The organism is Paenibacillus luteus, from assembly GCF_006542765.1.
Taxonomy (GTDB): Bacteria; Bacillota; Bacilli; order Paenibacillales; family Paenibacillaceae; genus Pristimantibacillus; species Pristimantibacillus luteus.
The window spans coordinates 42,823-61,231 of the sequence record NZ_SKCD01000019.1; the positions used below are offsets into that span (position 1 = coordinate 42,823).

At 48.9% G+C, this 18,409-nt stretch carries 18 protein-coding genes; 12 read left to right on the forward strand and 6 right to left on the reverse strand.

The genetic code is table 11. From position 1 onward, the window contains the following. Positions 1-62: 62 nt before the first annotated feature. Both E0496_RS15355 and E0496_RS15360 read left to right on the forward strand, forming a co-directional pair. Complete coding sequence (locus E0496_RS15355) at positions 63-194, forward strand: sporulation protein YjcZ (RefSeq protein ID WP_420799822.1); 132 nt, start codon at positions 63-65, stop codon at positions 192-194. Positions 195-462: 268 nt separating this feature from the next. Then, entirely contained in the window at positions 463-624 is a 162-nt protein-coding gene (locus tag E0496_RS15360) for a sporulation protein YjcZ (protein ID WP_141502678.1), read from the forward strand. A gap of 104 nt (positions 625-728) precedes the next feature. On the opposite strand, the gene E0496_RS15365 is transcribed toward E0496_RS15360, so the two are convergent. Further along, the gene (locus E0496_RS15365; protein WP_141502679.1) at positions 729-1,193 is read right to left on the reverse strand and encodes a RidA family protein; all 465 of its coding nucleotides are present in this window, start codon (positions 1,191-1,193) and stop codon (positions 729-731) included. Between E0496_RS15365 and E0496_RS15370 the strand changes: the two genes are divergently transcribed. Further along, entirely contained in the window at positions 1,187-1,450 is a 264-nt protein-coding gene (locus E0496_RS15370; protein ID WP_141502680.1) for a hypothetical protein, read from the forward strand. The two genes, E0496_RS15365 and E0496_RS15370, sit on opposite strands and share 7 nt — an antisense overlap. A 47-nt stretch (positions 1,451-1,497) precedes the next feature. On the opposite strand, the gene E0496_RS15375 is transcribed toward E0496_RS15370, so the two are convergent. From E0496_RS15375 to E0496_RS15385, 3 genes are all read right to left on the reverse strand, one after another. Continuing rightward, a complete protein-coding gene (locus E0496_RS15375) occupies positions 1,498-2,721 on the reverse strand; it encodes an alanine racemase (RefSeq protein ID WP_141502681.1) in 1,224 nt (407 codons plus the stop codon). Further along, complete coding sequence (locus E0496_RS15380) at positions 2,718-3,377, reverse strand: helix-turn-helix transcriptional regulator (RefSeq protein ID WP_141502682.1); 660 nt, start codon at positions 3,375-3,377, stop codon at positions 2,718-2,720. The genes E0496_RS15375 and E0496_RS15380 overlap by 4 nt, the downstream gene beginning before the upstream one ends. 110 nt (positions 3,378-3,487) lie before the next feature. Then, on the reverse strand, positions 3,488-5,203 hold the full coding sequence (locus tag E0496_RS15385; RefSeq protein ID WP_141502683.1) for a methyl-accepting chemotaxis protein: 1,716 nt from the start codon (positions 5,201-5,203) through the stop codon (positions 3,488-3,490). A gap of 214 nt (positions 5,204-5,417) precedes the next feature. Between E0496_RS15385 and E0496_RS15390 the strand changes: the two genes are divergently transcribed. The 7 genes from E0496_RS15390 to E0496_RS15420 all read left to right on the forward strand — a co-directional run bounded on the left by E0496_RS15390 (position 5,418) and on the right by E0496_RS15420 (position 13,783). Beyond that, complete coding sequence (locus E0496_RS15390; RefSeq protein WP_141502745.1) at positions 5,418-6,533, forward strand: CobW family GTP-binding protein; 1,116 nt, start codon at positions 5,418-5,420, stop codon at positions 6,531-6,533. Positions 6,534-6,662: 129 nt separating this feature from the next. Beyond that, the gene (locus E0496_RS15395; protein ID WP_141502684.1) at positions 6,663-7,193 is read left to right on the forward strand and encodes a hypothetical protein; all 531 of its coding nucleotides are present in this window, start codon (positions 6,663-6,665) and stop codon (positions 7,191-7,193) included. 357 nt (positions 7,194-7,550) lie between these two features. Continuing rightward, the gene (locus tag E0496_RS15400) at positions 7,551-10,043 is read left to right on the forward strand and encodes an EAL domain-containing protein (protein WP_161601435.1); all 2,493 of its coding nucleotides are present in this window, start codon (positions 7,551-7,553) and stop codon (positions 10,041-10,043) included. Positions 10,044-10,182: 139 nt separating this feature from the next. Next, entirely contained in the window at positions 10,183-10,710 is a 528-nt protein-coding gene (locus tag E0496_RS15405) for a sigma-70 family RNA polymerase sigma factor (RefSeq protein WP_141502686.1), read from the forward strand. Between the two features lie 60 nt (positions 10,711-10,770). Next, the gene (locus E0496_RS15410) at positions 10,771-11,961 is read left to right on the forward strand and encodes a hypothetical protein (protein ID WP_141502687.1); all 1,191 of its coding nucleotides are present in this window, start codon (positions 10,771-10,773) and stop codon (positions 11,959-11,961) included. Beyond that, on the forward strand, positions 11,958-12,911 hold the full coding sequence (locus E0496_RS15415; RefSeq protein WP_141502688.1) for an ABC transporter ATP-binding protein: 954 nt from the start codon (positions 11,958-11,960) through the stop codon (positions 12,909-12,911). Before E0496_RS15410 ends, E0496_RS15415 begins: the two co-directional genes overlap by 4 nt. Next, positions 12,908-13,783: an ABC transporter permease subunit gene (locus tag E0496_RS15420; RefSeq protein WP_141502689.1), complete on the forward strand. Its 876-nt coding sequence runs from the start codon at positions 12,908-12,910 to the stop codon at positions 13,781-13,783. Before E0496_RS15415 ends, E0496_RS15420 begins: the two co-directional genes overlap by 4 nt. Before the next feature lie 38 nt (positions 13,784-13,821). Here E0496_RS15420 and E0496_RS15425 read toward each other — a convergent pair whose 3' ends face one another. After that, positions 13,822-14,502 carry a hypothetical protein gene (locus tag E0496_RS15425; protein WP_141502690.1) on the reverse strand — a complete coding sequence of 227 codons (681 nt, stop codon included), beginning with the start codon at positions 14,500-14,502 and terminating at the stop codon, positions 13,822-13,824. Between the two features lie 154 nt (positions 14,503-14,656). Here E0496_RS15425 and E0496_RS15430 point away from each other — a divergent pair, with 154 nt between their 5' ends. Both E0496_RS15430 and E0496_RS15435 read left to right on the forward strand, forming a co-directional pair. Continuing rightward, complete coding sequence (locus tag E0496_RS15430) at positions 14,657-15,703, forward strand: LacI family DNA-binding transcriptional regulator (RefSeq protein WP_141502691.1); 1,047 nt, start codon at positions 14,657-14,659, stop codon at positions 15,701-15,703. Positions 15,704-15,721: 18 nt separating this feature from the next. After that, positions 15,722-17,914 carry an alpha-galactosidase gene (locus tag E0496_RS15435; RefSeq protein WP_141502692.1) on the forward strand — a complete coding sequence of 731 codons (2,193 nt, stop codon included), beginning with the start codon at positions 15,722-15,724 and terminating at the stop codon, positions 17,912-17,914. A 144-nt stretch (positions 17,915-18,058) separates the two neighbouring features. Here E0496_RS15435 and E0496_RS15440 read toward each other — a convergent pair whose 3' ends face one another. Continuing rightward, a complete protein-coding gene (locus E0496_RS15440) occupies positions 18,059-18,358 on the reverse strand; it encodes a hypothetical protein (protein WP_241674817.1) in 300 nt (99 codons plus the stop codon). Positions 18,359-18,409 lie beyond the last annotated feature (51 nt).

The window sequence follows — 18,409 nt, forward strand, 5'->3', positions numbered from 1 at the left end:
GGATACAGTGTACCTTAACAAAAGGAGATGGCCAAATGAGCTATGGAGTAGCAGGAGCAAACGTGGGTCCAGGAAATTGCGCACCTTACCCGGTTGCAGGTGTAAGTAATTGCGGCGGCGGTGGATTTTCCAGCATTGGATTTATCCTCGTTCTCTTTATCCTACTTGTCATCATTTCTCGTTCTTGGTTGTAATCACCACACGGGAGCTTACAAACAAGTCGGACGCCTATGATGTCCACTAACTAAAAATAAAATGAGAATCCCCAAGGCTGTAGGCACTTGGGGATTCTCATTTTCCGAAAAAAGACAAGCAGCCAGACTTCACTAGCATCAGCCCAGCATCTCGTTCGATTGTGCGGGAAGTACAAAAAATGAGCAGGAGCACATTTTGTTCAATCGCCTATACGCTTTTGTTCCTGAGACATAGGATACTGTACCTTAACAAAAAGGAGATGAACAAATGAGCTATGGAGTAGCAGGTGCGAACGTAGGTCCAGGAAACTGCGGCCCCGTTTATCCGGTTGCAGGCGCTAGTTGCGGAGTTGGCGGAGTAGGTACTGGAATTGGCATTATATTAGTACTTTTCATTTTGCTTGTCATCATATCCCGCTCTTGGTGCTAGGCAAATACGCTTACTTGTAAATCGTCAACATTAGCGTTTCCACTAAACTAAAATAGTATGGGAGCCCCCAGGTGCCTGAGCCCTGGGGGTTTTGCATGCCTATGCTAGTCGCGGACCTCTGCAATCAGCTCGATTTCAACAGGGGTATGGAACGGAAGGTCACTCGTTCCAATCGCAGAACGGGCATGGCGTCCATTCTCGCCAAACACTTCAATTAAGAGATCAGAGGCACCATTCAGTACGTAAGGTTGATCTCCAAAGCCGGGTGCGCTGTTGATAAAGCCAAGAATTTTTACGATTTTGACAACGCGGTCAAGGTCGCCTAAATAGGTTTTCATCGCGGCTAGCAGGTTAATAACCACTTGGCGTGCAGCTTCTTGGCCCTGCTCGATTGTTAGATCAGAGCCGATTTTGCCTTCATACATAAGTATGCCGTCGATGCGGCAGTCAAAGCCGGACGTATAGATGAGGTTGCCGGTTTGGTTCACGGGAATGTAGGAGAATTTTGGTTTTGTCGTTTCGGGCAAAACAATGCCTAGCTCAGCGAGACGTTTTTCGATTAATGACATATGATGATGGCTCCTTTTTAATCAATCAATTAGTGGGTGCAGCAGCGCTGCGTGCGAATAAGATAAGCCTTGCGCTTATGTGTATGCATGCCATGCTGCAGCGCAAGATGGCTGGCAACGATAACATGCGAGATACCGGAAGGGGATCGACGCGGCTCTTCAAAGGTCATTATATCCTGCCCGAATGGAGGCAGGATCGAACACGGTATTATCCTCCGCATAGCCAGAGACAAGAAGCGCGCGCTTGCCAAATTTGAGGCGCCGTACAGGGAAATGGAGCTTGTGACATGCCTCCCTATGCGAGTTATTCGAGCATGCCGCGCGCAGCTACGGGTGTTTTGACCAGCTGGCTTGACGAATCGCTAATATAAACGAAGCTGTGCAGGTTGATTGTACTGCAAATGTGATTGGGTATAATTTGAATGCCGTCCCCGATCTTATATGGCGCATCGGGTTGAATCCGAATCATGCCATGCTCTTCGTTCATACGCTCCAGCACCGCGTCTGGATCTCCGAGGATATGCCCGAAGCCCTTCAGAAATAGCGGAGCGGTACCCGGCTGTACATCCGTGGCGAACGTTTTGCTTCCGCCATCGATAACGATTAAGTCGTCGGATGGGCGGCTGATGACGGTCGCAAGCACGACGCCAGCGCAGTCTTCTAGAGCACATAGGCCAAAAGCAGTCTGCATTCGGTCCTGATAAATGTAACTGCCGGGCCGTACCTCGGTGATGCCCTCAATTTCAGCGGCAAACCTTGCTGTAGGAGAAGAGCCGACACTAACGTCTTCAATGGGAATCCCGGCGCTTCTTAGTGCTGCAGCCGTACTAGCCATCAGGAGGCCTTCCTCATGACCAGCAGCTTTGAGATCAAGTGTAGCCGCGCCGCCAAGCATTGCACCCCGATAGGTGAAAATTCCGCTAAGCTTAATCCCGTCAAGCGCATGAATTTGTACAGCCAATCTAACGGCGTGCCCTAAGGAAATGCCGGTACGCCGCAGTCCGGTATCGAGCTCCAGACGGACCTCCAGCTGCACGCCTTCGCGGACAGCCACCTCGGAAATGCGACGCGCCCCTTGCAAGCTATCGACGCCGATGATCAAGCGAACGCCGGAGCGGCTTAAGCGTGCAGCCCGCTCAAGCTTGGACCATGCAATGAGGGGATAAGCGATGAAGATATTGCGGATCCCACCGCTTGCCATCACTTCTGCTTCAGAGATTTTAGCTACAGTAATGCCCGTTGCCCCAGCGGCGAGCTGCCTGTCTGCCATCTGAGGCAGCTTATGTGTTTTTGCATGCGGGCGAAGTGCGACCCCTAAGCGGCCCACCGCTTCTGCCATGGCAGCAATATTCGCGTTGACGATGCTGCTATTGATGACTACGCATGGGGTTTCGAGCTCCAAGCTTCTATCTGTGAGTGTTCCATTTTCCGCGCTATCATCTTCCCAAATCCTCTTAGTCCTTGTTTCCTTTTCTCGAACTCCACCTATTAACGTCGCGTCTGTCTCTTTTTCATCCTGCTCGCTCATTCCGCCGCTCCTTCTTCGCCTACCCCGCCTTTGGATTCCTCCAGATAGCTATATAGCGTGAATTTGGAAATGCTTAAATAACTGCATATTTTCTCTCCAGACTTTTTAATTAGAAAAGCACCCTTATGATCCAGCAATTGAATAATTCTGATTTTCTCTTCTTTGTTCATTGCTGCTGGCGGCTTGCCGATTAGCTCCTGCGCTTCCTGGATGAGCGTATTCAGCAGATCATTTACGTTGCTGACGAAGGATTCGCGCACGGGCTGAAGCCCACTCGCGGTTAATGTTTGCAGCGTCCTCTCAGCCACCATTAAATCGGTGATGTCGAAATTAATGCACATCGCACCTATAACGGTTCCGGCGTTATTCTTGACATACATCGAGGTAGAGCGGAGGATGCGTCCGTCCTTCGTTTGTGTCACGTAATTGTGGCGGTTATCGCCCGCGGACGTGCCGCGCATAATTTCCAGGCCAAGATTGGTGCCGGGGTCTCCAATTTTTCTGCCCGTAACATGGCCGTTCTCGATGACGACAATGGTACTGTCCACCGGCTTCGACCAGTCATGCACGACGACCTCACAATTATCGCCGAATTGCGCCGTTATGCCTTTCGCCATCTCCGTCAAAAACAGTAACTCCTGTGCTATTGATTCCATGAATGTCCCGCTTTCCTTGTTGACTTATTGCCCACATCGTACTACGGCTTTTGTGAAAAATCAAACAAAAAATCTGTTAACCTAAAAAAAAGTATGGTAAGATGTTTTAATTATTTCAAGTGACATAACGTGAAGCGGGAGAGGGAGGCATGAAGATCATCGGCGAGCTCGGCCAGGCTTTGCGCCGAGTGCAGAACATCCTCCATGACGGCCGCTTGCTCCTCGGAAGCAGCAGATATTTCCTGAATGCGCCCGCTGCCCTCATTAGTGATACGATTCACCATGATCATCGAAGAGGAGACGGAGCGGGATTCAACCGCAGCCTGTGCAATCGCTGCCTCGGTTTCATTGACCTTATCTACCGTTTTGGAGATGGAGGCTTCAATTTGAACAAAGGAAGCGGAGGCGTGCAGGCTGCGCTGTATGCCAGCATCGACACGCTCAGCCCCTTTGCGCATCGAATGAACGGCTGCCTCGGTTTTGGCCTGCATATGTGCGACGAGTTCTGCAATTTGCCTTGAGGATGCCGCCGAATCATCCGCGAGCTTGCGAATCTCACTCGCAACTACCGTGAACCCGCGTCCGGCATCGCCTGCTCTTGCAGCTTCAATTGAAGCGTTTAGGGAGAGTAGGTTCGTTTGTCCGGCGATTTCGTTTATGGCAGTTACGATGGAGCCAATTGTGGATGAGGCTTCATAAAGGGCATTGATATCCGCTTCGGTTTCTTCCACGGTTTGTTTAATTTCGAGCATCTGTTCATGGATTTGCGAGGCAGCGTCTGCTCCAGTATGATTAGCTATCTCTGCGTCGTGAGCGAGCTGCTTCATTTCCTTACCGTTTACCTCGACGTGGGCGAGCTGGTTCACCATATGGTCTGCTGCCGAGCTCAGGCTATTGATGGTTTCAGTCTGCTGCTCGAAGCCAGCTGCCAGCCCCGATGCTTCTACGGCCATCTGCTCTGCGGCACCAGAGGTTTGATGAACGCTCGCCGTGAGCTCCTCGGATGAGGCGGTAAGTGTCTGCGCACTTTGACTAACCTGTTGAAGGAGAGCATGGATGCCGCCAATCATCGTATTAAACGATTCGGTTAATTGTCCAATCTCATCCCGGGAGAAGTAGCTGCCTTTCACGGTAAGATCGCCATTTTCTGCTTGCTTCATGAGCTGCTGAAGCGATTTGACCGGCTTTGTAATCAGCTTAGTCATAACGATAGCAATCGGAATGAGCAGCAGCAGGGCTGCGAGTGTACCGAGCAATGTAATGAGGTTGCTGTTTGCAGCACGCGTTTCGCTTGCCAGATTCATTGAAGCAGCGGTTTCCTCCGCAGAGTCGGCCAGTTTAGTGAGGAGTTCAGTCATGCTTGCGCGTAGGCTAGCCGTTTGGCCTGTATAAAGGGTATAGGCTTCATCGACTTTTCTGTTCATCATGAGGTCTACAATTTGCTGTTCTTGTTCGTTATACTGAGCGAGCAGTCCATCATATTCTTTCAATAAAGCAGTTTCATTATCGGTACGCGCCGTAGAGCGATATTGCTGAAGGAGCGCGTTGGATTCATCTGAATTGCTATGTATTTGCTCGACTAGACTATCGATGCGAGTGTTATCCTCATTGAACATAAGTTCTAAGAACAAGGCATTATGTTTATAGTTGTTAGCTGAAACTTGTTTAATCCAGGAAAGCGGCAGCAAGCTGTCATCGTACATATCATTAGACAAGTTAGCCATCTGGCGAATGGAGAGATTACCTCCTGCTCCTACGGCAATAATAAAAAATAAAGCAGCGGCTACGATCATCGCAATTTTTCGTGAAATTTTCATGTTTTTCATGTTGTAAGCCTCCCCTTTTCTGTCTATTAAAATCGTAGCAAATAATTCCTGCAGGGTAATTAAGGAAAGCTTAAGGGAATATAAACTATTATTAAAAATGAAATCGATATCTTACAAATGTATTAAATGTTTAATAGGTGAAAGAACGTAACAATTACGATATAATAGCAGAGTAGCATCCTGCTTAAAATATAGTTACACAGGAGACCGAATGATGACGAATAGAGAACAAAATATACCTGTACATTTGCTATCCGGGTTTCTCGGAAGCGGTAAGACGACGCTGCTTGGAAGATTGCTTGACTATTACACCGCTCAAGGAAAAAAACCAGCGGTCATTATGAATGAACTCGGCGAAATCAACCTCGATGGCCAGCTCGTTCAGGATGAAGTTCCGATGGCCGAAATGCTTAGCGGCTGTATTTGCTGCACAATGCGTGGGGACTTGGGCTTGGAAATCAGTACACTGATTAATGAGCATCAACCGGACGTTATTTTTATTGAATCTACGGGCGCTGCGAATCCGATGGAGACGCTGGACGGGGTAACGGAGGCGGCGATGTACAAAGCCATCGACCTTCGCAGCGTCATTACGGTCGTAGATGGACCGGCACTGCTCGAGCGCAGCCGCGAGAGCAAAGGAAGAACCTTCAAGCTGATGCAGGAGCAGATTCGCTGCGCAACGATACTGCTGCTCAACAAGGTGGATAAGCTTGAGCCAGAGCAACTTGTAGAAGCGCAGCAGCAGCTTCGGGAGCTGAATGCCCATGCTCAAATAATAGCGACGGTTCGCTGTGCCATTGACGATTGGAGCTGGCTCGATGAGACGGAAGCTACGGATACTGGAAAGCATGCGCCAGAAAATAAACCAGCTTTGCAATCACCAGACGTTCACCTTGCGACGGGACATTTATCTAGCGAAGGCAAAGCCTGTTCAGTAGACGGCTGTTCACATGAGGATGAGAGTGCTCATGACCACAATCACGAAGAGCTCAATCACGACCATAACAATGGTCACCACCATTCGCATGAGCATGTCATGGTCGTCACTCACTACTGGAGCAATCCAGTAAGCAGTGAGGCATTCGAATCGCTGCTCCAGCGATTGCCGTCCAACATCTACAGGGCGAAAGGGATCGTTACGTTTACGGATGCGCCCAGCCGCTTTCTTTTTCAATATGCGTTTAAGGAATCCGATTTCATGAGAATCGATCCGCAAGGTCATGTGAATGATGTTGCTGTATTTATCGGGGAACATTTCTCAAAGGCTTGGCTGCTAGATGAGTTGAAGCTGCTTGAGCAGACTGCGGCGGAGGGGAAAGAGCAGTAGGCTGCCTCTTGTAGGCAAATGTCGAAAATTGCCGTCTTTATGTCTATTCAAGTGTGTGCTTGGGCAAAATAATCCAGATAAGGCTTATATGGCCTTGCATCACGTTGGAATAGAAAGGTGTGGCAGCAAATGTTTAGAAAATGGTTCATACCCGCCACTACGCTTGTGCTATTGCTTTCGTCAGCTCCCGTTGGAGCAGCGAATCAGGTGTCAGCGATGGCCAATGCTTCACTAGCGGTTCAGCACCCAAACGAGTCCGATGCGGACAGCGAGCATAAGCATCACAAAGGCCAAATGACCCGCAAGGATTTTGAAGCGTACAGACTGGAGAAGCTGAAGGAACTGGCAACCTATTTTGGCATCCAAACCGATGGCAAAACATCGGAACAGCTGAAGAAGGAAGTCGAGTCTGCGAAGGTGGCCAATAAGGACAAGTGGGAAGCCTTTAAAGCGGAGCATCAAGCGAAGCGGCTGGAGCATTTGCGCGAAATTGCGGAGGAGCATGGCATTAAGACGGAAGGCAAAACGTCTGATCAACTGCGCGAGGAGCTCTACCTGCTGCATGGCGGCAAAGGCAAACGTCCTCATCGCCTCGAGGATCATGACCGGGCTAATGAAAACAACAAAGAGCAGCGAACCGAAAAGAAAAATCAGGTATAACGATAACGAAGCTGTCCCACGGGCTAACCCCCTTTGAGGACAGCTTTTTTTTGCTGATAAGCGATCCTAAAACCAGCATGATTAGCTTCCAAAACGGGTAGTAATACATATGAAAAATAAATTCAAAACTGTATTTGGGATATATTACAAAAGGAATAAAAGAGAAATAGAGGCGCTCGACTCTTGCAGTGGAAAACAGGAGGTGCCTAAAGTAGTTTTTTGTCGAAAGATATAGTGTTTTCAACCTATCTTTATCATTGTGCTTTGAGCAAAATGTCAAGTATACTAGAACCAAATCATAATTTGGCGGAATACGTCGATTTTTGCTTTCTCTACAACAAGGGGCTGATAGATGAGATGAGAAAGATTAGGCTAAGCATTGCACAAAAATTAATATTTTCACTTGGCCTGCTGGTTACCCTTTCCTTTGTAATCTTGGTATCCGGCCACCTCATCAAGCTCTATCAGTCGAATCTGCGAGAGAGTGAGCTTCTTGCGCAAACCCAATCGATTTCTAATATACATCCTTTTTCCCTGCTTATGGACCAGACGGTGACCATGCTGGATACGCTTGAAGCCACGATGAAGCAGATGAATAAAGAGCATTTGCAAAATCGTGAGTTTATCGTCGACCTCCTGAAGCAGGTGATGGAGAACCATCCGGGAGTCATAGGCGTCTACACGATATGGGAGCCAAATGCCTATGACGGCAAGGACGAGCTTAATCGCAACAAAAATAGCTACGATGATGCTACAGGACGTTTCATTCCGTATGTGTTCCGCAAAGGTAATGCCATTGAGAGCTTACCGATCCAATTTTACGAAGATAAAGTGTTGGGCAGCTTTTATCAAATTCCGAAGGTGACAAAGTCCTTCTCCTTAATTGAGCCTTATTATTATGATGTAGACGGCAATTCCGTGCTTATGACCTCGCTTGTGCTGCCTATTTTGGATGAAAACGGCGAATTTACAGGCGTCGTAGGCGCTGATATTTCGCTAGAGTCGGTTCAGAAGCATATTGAGACCTTCCGGCCGTTAGGCGGCTACGCAAACATTATAACAACGGAAAATAAATATCTCGCCAACGGACGGAATCCGGAGCTAGTTAATCATACGTACCAAATGTGGTCGAACACCGATGAGCTTGAAGCTATGAAGGGGACTCAGCCGCGTCTTAACTACACGTCAGACCCCGGAGGTGAAGGGACCGTACTGCGGTTGTTTAATCCCATTCTTGTCCATAATGTTCTATGGCATATGGAGACGGTGATACCGAAGAAAAACATGCTGTCGAATTACTATAAAAGTTTATGGGAATCCTTGTTGATTACAGGGCTTGCTCTGCTCTTTATGGCGGCCATTATGGGCTTGCTGGTTCGGAAAATAATATTGGTCAACATCCATAAGGTCATCCAGGCAACTTCGGCGGTCGCAGCCGGCAACGAAGGCCAGCAGCTAAATATTTATACGAACGATGAGTTCGAATCGATGGCGAACCACTTCAATAATATGCTTAACCAGCGTAAGGAAGCCGAGCAGTTAATTGAATATCAGTCTACGCATGATTTATTGACAGGCCTGCCCAATCGCTACGCCTATCATCGGTATATGGAAGGAAAGTCGATAGCTGGTCATACGGGGCCGAGCCACTTGGCCTTGCTCTTCATCGATCTCGATCGGTTCAAAATGATAAATGATAAGCTTGATCACGCTATGGGCGATCAACTGCTAAAGCAAATGGCCGAGCGGATTGCAGCCAAGGTTGGCGTTTATGGGAAGGTTTTTCGATTTGGCGGGGACGAGTACATCGCTTTGCTTGAGAACGTGGCCCATTTGCATCAGGCCTTTCATATCGCAGAAGAGATTTTGAATGTCATTGCTGAGCCGATTCAGCTGAAGGACCGGATTTTTTACATAACGGCCAGTATTGGAATGAGCGTTCTTCATGAATGGACTCCCGATGTTGCGAATCAGCTTGTGAAGGAATCCGACATCGCGATGTATGTAGCCAAGAAAGAAAGAAATACGTGCAAGGTTTATTCGCCATCGATGAATGATGTGACAAAGAAAGAGCTCATACTGGAGAACAGCTTGTTCAAAGCGCTTGAGCTTGGCCAGTTTGTTCTGTATTACCAGCCTAAGATTGATATGTCTACCGGCAGCATTTACGGAGCAGAAGCGTTGATCCGTTGGAAGCACCCGGAGCTTGGGATGGTCTCGCCGCTTGATTTTATTCCGATAGCGGAGAAAACAGGATTCATCATCCCTCTTGGAGAGTGGGTTCTTTACACGGCATGCCAGCAAATCAGGGAGTGGGAGCGGATGGGGCTGCCATCCCTTTCGGTGAGTGTCAACATGTCGATGATCCAATTCCAGCAAAAGCAAATCGTTCATACAATCGAGCGGATTATTTCGGATGCCGGTATTCGTCCAGCGCAAATCGAGCTTGAAATCACAGAGTCGATCTTTATGGAAAATCCGGGGCATACGCTTAAAATATTGCATGAGCTGCAGCAGCTCGGCGTGAAGCTTTCTCTGGATGATTTTGGAACAGGGTATTCCTCGCTCAGTTATTTGCAAAATATTCCGCTGCATACGCTTAAGCTGGATAAGTCGTTTATTAGCGGAATCGTTGGCGATATTAAGAAACAAATGATCTTTAAGTCGGTTATCGTCATTGCGCATAACTTGAACCTGAGAGTGGTGACCGAAGGCGTGGAAACGCAAGAGGAACTGGATATCATAACCGATCATAATTGCGATGCTGTTCAAGGCTATATTTACAGTCCTCCGGTGCCGGCGCCAAAATTCGTACAGCTTTACATGGAGCATAATAAAGAAGAAACCTAAATAATGAACCGTCTCCCGTCTAACGGAGAGACGGTTTTTTTGCAAATGGTACAATAATATTTAGGCAAAGGTGCTACAAAATGGCGAATGGCTACGTCTTTCCTATAGCTTGAGCAAAATAGGTAAGGAGGAGAACGGAATGGAACATTCGGCGCCGGATTTGTTTCGTCAGCAATTTAATCAGCATTATCCGTCAGTCAGACGCAAACTTATCGCGCTTATTCGCGATGAAGCAGCGGCTGAGGACCTTGCGCAGGAAACCTTCCTGAGGCTTTACCGGAATCCACCCGATCAGCCTGAAGCTATTGGTGGTTGGCTGCACCGGGTACTGACGAGATTAGCGTATGACTATATGGATAAGAAAGCGCGTGAGCGCGCACTAACACAAAAGCAGGAACAAAACGTCCTCGCTCAGCCGCAGGCGATAGATTCGAATGAACAACAGCTTATCGACAAGGACGAGCAGGAACGGGTACGAGGCTGGCTCGATACGCTGCCGGAACGGGATAAGCAGATGCTGCTGCTTCGATATGAGGGTTACAGCTATGCAGAGATCGCACAGCAATTGCAAGTGAGGCAGCCGCAAGTCGGCACCATGCTGCGCAGGGCGGGAGAGCGTCTAAAGCGGCAGGCTTTAAAGTCAGAGAGCGCAATCACGCAGGAATAGGGCATTTGGCGGTTCAACGATTAGTTGTGCAAGGTCAATACCTTTGAGGAGGAAATCCAAATGACAACAAGCGAGAGGTCGAGCAAGAAAGAACAAGAGCAGACAGAAGCCGCTTGGGCACGGCTCCAGACGAGGCTGCAAGAGGTGGAGCCATCTCCCCTTTGGGAGCAATGGGAAGCAGAAGGGGCAGCGCGGTGGTCGGCACGGGGTAACGCAGATGAGCCGGCATTAGGAAGCAAGGCGAGCACAACGACGCAAGGGCATGCTCTTCTTCCGGTGCCGGCACTTGATCAAGGCAATGCCGTGCCACTCGGGCGGGTGCGCAGCATGCCAAGCGAGTCCGCATGCAAGCCTGCGCAGAGGGGAGCGGCGCGACGCTGGATGAAGAAGAATATGGGGAAAACCATAGCTGTATGCGCAGCCGTGTTTTTGACGGTCGTTATTGCGACTCCTTCAACGAACCAGGCATTGGCCGCATGGTTAAATACATTCCGTATGGATAAGGTGATGGTTGTCCAAGAGAATGATCTGGTTACGCTAATGAACAGTTTTATGAACGATGGCGAAACGCTGGAGCTGTCGAATCGATTTGGTGATTTTGAGCAAACCGCTCACGGGCAATGGAACAGGATTACGCCAGAGGGCGCAGCGAAAGCATTGGGCTTCGATATTCCTTCCATAAAGGTTGCCGACAATCAGGTGGTTTATATCTCATCCAGCGCGACCCAAACGTTTACCTTCCGCCTGAAGGTGAACGAAATTAACCGTACGATGAGCAAGCTCGGCGCGGATAAGCTGCTGCCCTTATCAGTGGATGGCAAAAAAATTAACTTTGATACCGGCAAGCAGACGCAAATTTCCTATCAAACGGCAGGCACAGACGCCAATTCCTTAAGGAGGGGAGTGATGGTCAACTATATGGAGGTTCCAACCGTTAACGTTGATCCGTCAGTAGAGGTTAAGGATGCCTTTGATGCGGTTATTCGGTTCCCGGCCTTGCCCGATCATATCCGTACCTCGCTATTACAGGCGTCCAGCCTGGAGGATGGTGAAATCCCCATGCCGCTCATCACGAGAGGCCATCCTGAGAAGGTCGCAATAAAAGGAATAGACGTTTATGTCGAGCGGCAGGATGATCAATATGCAGCGGCTACCTGGCTGGAGCATGGCTATGTCGTGACTGCTAATTTCTCCAATTATGGGAATGAAGCCAACGTGAAATCCGTCATTGCGGAGCTGATCCGTTCATGACGACTCCAGCTGTTGAGACGATAAACTTAAGCAAAGATTACGGCGACGGACGCGGCTGCCGCGATGTCACCTTAACGATTAGGAAAGGGGAAGCCTTCGGCTTCCTCGGGCCTAATGGGGCAGGCAAAAGCACGATCGTCAAAATGCTGACGGGATTAATTACACCAACCTCAGGTGAAGCTCAGATATTCGGTCATGCTTCAGGAACGATGGAGGCTAACCGAAGACTGGGCTATTTGCCTGAGTTGTTCCGTTATCCGGACTGGCTGACCGGAGAAGAAGTCTTAGCTTTTCACGCTAAATTATGCGGTCTGGATCGTATTGCCTCAAGGCAGCGGATTCATCTGCTTCTGGATGAGGTCGGCATTGGCAGCCGTGGCAGGGATCGCCTGAAGGGCTATTCCAAAGGGATGCAGCAAAGGCTGGGGCTTGCCTGCGCTTTGCTTGGTAATCCCGATATTGTTTTTCTGGATGAGCCAGCCTCGGCGCTGGATCCCGTGGGCAGGCATGAGGTGCGCGAGCTGCTTGCAAGGCTGAGAGGGCAGGGGAAAACAATTTTTCTCAACTCCCATTTGCTGGAGGATGTCGAGCTGCTATGCGACAAGGTAGCGCTGCTCAACAATGGGCAAGTTCTAATGGAAGGGCATGTATCCGACGTGCTGCGATCCAAGTCCAATTGGCGATTGAGGGTCGGAGGCTATACTTCAATAGCGGCCGAGCGGATAAAGCAAGTATTGGGCTTGAATGTCGTTGTAAGTGAACAACCATCTGACGATGATCCGGTGTGGCTGGAGATCGAGCTGGAGGATGATGAGCAGATAGGCTTAGTAAATTATATTCTCATTGAGCTGGGACTGACGCTCTATGAAGTTGGCAAAGTAACCTCGCGTTTGGATGAATGGTTTCTGCAGGCTGTATCGGGCCTTGAACACAGGGGGGAACGCCGATGAATGCGGTATGGGGATTAACCTGGAGAGAGCTTATCCGCAAGCGCGTGACGCTTATGGCGGCTTTGATGACTGTTGTTTTTCTGGTCGCTTATTGGTTTGTTGCGAATGCGATCGCAAGCGAGCCGCAGACTTTCCCAGGCGATCTGTCGATTGGTTTATTTAGCAAATTTATTAGCAGCGCGATGGTATTGACGCTCGGTTTTTTCTTTGGGGCGTTTGCTATAGCATTTTTAGCTATCTTCAGCTCCGTGGCTGCCGTAACGGGGGAAGCTGAGCAGGGCGTGCTGCAATCGGTGCTCGCTAGACCGATTCCACGCTGGAAATGGTTTATGGGGAGATGGATGGGCTTTGTCTCTTATGGAGCTATGTACGCTCTTGTCTTATTTGTTGCGATTATACTAATATGCTGGATGGAAACAGGCGTCATTTACAACCTGCTTGTCCTGCTGAAAGCCTACCTGCTATTTGCTTCCGTCGTACCGCTACTCGTATCCTTAACGATGTTTGGCTCTTGCTTCCTATCTCCTTTGGGCAATGGAATCGGTATGACGATGCTGTTTGGCATGGGGTGGCTCGGCAGCACGATTGGTCGGTTTATGGGACTTGGGAAAATACAGCTGGAGGGACTTCAGACGCTGGAGACCATTACTGGGCTAATTAAGCTAGTGATGCCGGCAGATACATTGCAGCAGCGCATGCTGAGCGAGCTGTTTTCCATGTCGGAACTAAATGGACTGATTAATTTAAATAGGGACCTAAGCGTTTTCTCAATCAGCGATGTTCCGTCTAATTCTTTCTTAATCTATTGTGCGGTATATACAGCGATATTATTTGTTGGCGCCATGACCGTTATGGTGCGTAAAGACTTTTAAGCAGTGCTGCCCCCGTCCCCGGAGGCAGCACTTGCTATTTAGATTGTCCACTGCGAGTGGACAATGGCGCTCAAGTACCAAGCTCCGTTTAATTCTTCAAGTACAAGAATGAGGCTCTCCCAGTCCATCCCCGCATCTTGCTCGTCAAACCCGCTGAAATAATAATCCATCACGAAGCTGCCCGGAAAAATCTCCTTAATATTAACAAGCATATTTCCTTCTCCTTTTATTTCGTCAGCGCCGACGCTCTCTGAGGCAAGAAAGTCTTTATCATAAACAAATTTCTCGTAATATTGCTTAAAAGTTAGGGAAATAGGTTCTCCGGAGCCATCATAGGCTCCCCAATTATATACGGTAGAATCGGTAAATGGCGGCAAGCCACTGGCTTGAAAAACTTTGGCAGAACTCGTATCAATGTGAGCGTAAGGTGAGAATAATAAGCCTTTCTCCGGGTGGATATACGCGTTTAATGTGGTCATATCACTCTGCTTTAAAGCTAAAAGGATTGTCGCTGCCGCTTCCTCTGACGTAGCTGCGGCAATGGGGTCAGTAGGTTGCTTAGTGCCGCTATTTCCGCTTGGCGAAGGCTCAGTCGGATTTGTGCTTGGAGAGGAGGGCACAGCTGTTCCGCCATCTGTTGAAGGATCGTCTGGATTGACAGTTGAGCCGCAGGCGGACAGAAGCAGCAATAGCAATAAGAATACTATTCCTTTTTTCAAAATTCGGTCACCTCTTTTGTATTCTTTGCATTCATATTACCCAAACAGACGGAAAGTTTAATCAAATGTCGCATTAGTGCTTGTAGATGGGCGGAGCGTCTGGTAAACTGTAATTGTTATTTAGTAAAAATATTAACTAAATTCGGAGTGTGGTATGGCGACGATCAAAGATATTGCGCAGGAGGCGGGTGTTTCATCTACTACTGTATCCAGGGTTTTGAATAATGACGTGACCTTGGCGGTAAGTGAGGAAACACGGACACGTATATTTAGCATTGCCGAGCAGCTGCAATATAAGCCATCCCGGCTGCGAAGGATGAAAAAGGATGAGCAGCTCTCACGCCAGCAAATTGGTTTGCTGATGTGGTCCACGCTGGAGGATGAGCATGATGACCCTTACTTTTATTCGATTCGCAAAGGCATCGAAACACGCTGCGAGGAGCTCGGAATCAGTATCGTAAAGGTCATGCGGGGCGGCAGCCGCGCGGAGATGCAGCCTGCACACGAGCTGGATGGCGTCATTGTTGTAGGCTCCATAGACGAAGGCGATGTTCTACAGCTGTACAGCAACAGCAAACGGCTTGTATTCGTTAACCATTCGTTTGAGCTGAATGAATATGACACGGTGATGCTGCACTTTGAGCAGGCAACCAGAGCTGTCATTTCGCATTTTAGGACACTCGGGCATGAAAGAATAGGGTATATCGGCGGTAACGATATGGTTCATCGGCTTTATCGCCACGAAGACGGATTTGAGAATGACGAGCCGCGCCGTATTTTTTTCGAGAGGGCGATGCGTGAGCTGGGGCTGTATGACGAAAGCTTGGTAATCAAGGCACAGTGGTCCTCGAATAGCGGCTATGAGGCAATGAATAGGCTGCTGGAGCAAAGCGCAAAGCCGACAGCATGCTTTATCGGAAGCGATCCGATGGCGGTTGGCGCGCTGCGTGCACTTCATGAGCATGGTCTTAAAGTACCGCAGGATATGGCGATTATAGGATTTGACGATATTGAAATATCGGCTTATTTGAACCCGCCGCTAACTACCGTCCGTGCCTATACGGAACAAATGGGCAGAGCAGCGGTACAGCTGCTTCTTGAGCGAATTGAAGGGCGCGAGGCGGCCGTGCATATGACGATCAATACGACGCTCATTGTACGGGAAAGCTGCGGCAGCCCCTTGCTCCAAAACGACATTTAACTTCAGGAGGTTATTATTTTGACGATTCAATATGATCAGCAGCGTTCTTTATTCCATTTGCAATCCAAGGATACGAGCTACGTTATTCATGTGACCAAAGCAGGCTATCCTGCCCATGTTTACTGGGGTAAGAAGGTACGCGGAGTACAGCTTGACCGCTTGTTCCAGCTTACCGAACGGGCGTCCTTTACGCCAAGCACGGAGCTGGACCAGCTCGAATTGTCGCTCGACACGCTTCCGCATGAGTATCCGGCTTACGGCAACTCCGATTTCCGCATGCCTGCATTCCAGGTAAAGCAGCCGAATGGCTCGACGGTAACGGATCTTCGTTATGAATCCCATACGATTATAAATGGTAAGAAGTCACTTGAAGGACTTCCTTCGACTTATACCGAAAGCGACAAGGAAGCACAAACGCTTGAAATCACATTGAAGGACGAGCTAGCGGGTTTGTCTGTTATTTTATCCTACACGGTATTCGAAGAGTATGACGCGATCGCGAGATCGGCAAGAGTCGTTAACCATGGTACGGATACGCTGCAGCTGCAGCGCGCATTCAGTATGAGCCTTGATTTTGCACATGATCAATTTGAAATGCTGCAGCTGTCAGGCGCATGGATTCGCGAGCGCCATATTCATAAGCGCAAGCTCGTGCCGGGTTTGCAATCGGTTGAGAGTCGCAGAGGCTCAAGCAGCCATATGCAAAATCCGTTCGTCGCGCTGCTTTCTGAAGGGGCAACGGAAGAGCATGGGGATGTATACGGGGTAAACCTCGTTTATAGCGGGAACTTCACAGCTGGCGTCGAAGTGGACCAATTCCATGCGGCGCGTCTGTTTATTGGTATTAATCCTTTTGACTTTAACTGGCAATTAGAGCCTGGCGAGCAATTCCAAACGCCCGAGGCGGTTTTGGTCCACTCTAACCAAGGGCTTGGCGGCATGTCGCGCAGCTTCCATGATTTCTACCGTGCGCGTCTTATTCGGGGAACATTCCGTGATCAGACACGCCCAATTCTGGTTAACAACTGGGAAGCTACGTATTTCAACTTCAATGCCGACAAAATCGAAGATATTGCGCGTGCGGGCCAAGAGCTTGGCATCGAGCTGTTCGTTCTCGATGACGGCTGGTTCGGTAAGCGCGACAATGATAACACATCGCTTGGCGATTGGTTCGTAGACCGCAATAAGCTTCCTAACGGCTTGGAGGATTTGGTTAGCCGTGTGAAGCGCCTTGATATGCAATTCGGTTTATGGTTCGAGCCAGAAATGATCTCGCCGGAGAGCGAGCTGTACAAAGCGCATCCGGACTGGTGCTTGCATATCGAAGGCCGCAGACGGACACAGGCTAGGCATCAGCTCGTGCTGGACTTGTCACGGAAGGATGTTCAGGAGTATATCGTGAAGTCGATTTCGGATATTCTCTCAAGTGCGCCTATCACTTATGTGAAATGGGATATGAACCGCAATATGACGGAGGTCGGTTCAGCTCTGCTTCCGGCGGATCGCCAACGCGAGACGGCCCATCGTTATATGCTTGGCCTGTATGCAGTGCTGGAGCAAATTACGACAGCTTTCCCGAATATCCTGTTCGAGAGCTGCTCTGGCGGCGGCGGCCGCTTCGATGCGGGGATGCTGCACTATATGCCGCAGACCTGGACAAGCGATAACTCGGATGCGATATCCCGCTTGAAGATTCAATACGGAACGAGCATTGTTTATCCGGTTAGCTCGATGGGCGCCCATGTTTCAGCGGTGCCTAACCATCAAGTAGGCCGGATCACGTCTCTAGAGACGAGAGGAAACGTCGCGCTCTCCGGCAATTTTGGCTATGAGCTTGATCTGACCCAGTTTACGCAAGAAGAGAAGGACGCGGTTAAAGTACAAGTGGAATTGTACAAGGATGTGCGCCATCTCGTGCAATTCGGCGATTTTTATCGCCTATTGAGTCCATTTGAAGGCAATGATACGGCATGGATGTTCGTTTCCAAAGACAAGAGCGAAGCATTCGTCGTGTACGTCTCTGTATTGAAAGAGCCTAATACGAAGCTTAACCGCTTCCGTCTGCAAGGACTTGATCCGAATCGGGATTATAAACTGCATGGCGAAGAATCGGTGTACGGCGGCGATCAGTTATTGCACGCTGGCTTGGCCACACCGCAATTTTCCGCTGATTATGCAAGCAAGGTATACCGTTTCCGCGAAGTAGAATAGCGATTTATAGAACAATCACAGTACATCTGAATGCAAGGCAAACGTTCAGGCTGATGATAGAAACAAAAAAAGCTCTTCCTTAGGCAGAAAAACTGCTTGGGGGAAGAGCTTTTTCTATCTGCTGCTATGTATAATGAAGGCCGATTAGTAGTTCGCTGCCGTTGCAGCAGTTATGGCTATAACCGCCACGATAATAACCGCGTAAATGCCAAGTACGATTGCAGCCCAGAGCAAGGAAGCCTTGAAGTAGTTTTGTTTCGTAGGATTGCCTTCACCGAACGCCCATACGAACATCATGATGATGTTTACAATCGGAATGATAAGAATGAGCATCATAAGCATCCATTCTTTCACGGTAATGATGGGTGCCACGGGTTGCTGCTGGTGGTAGCCGTCATAACCAGGCGCTCCCGGATTCCCTTGGTTTTGTTGATAAAAATCCATTAAGTTCTCTCCTTTAATTTCGTGTTGCTGTAACAAATTGTTCACAAATTT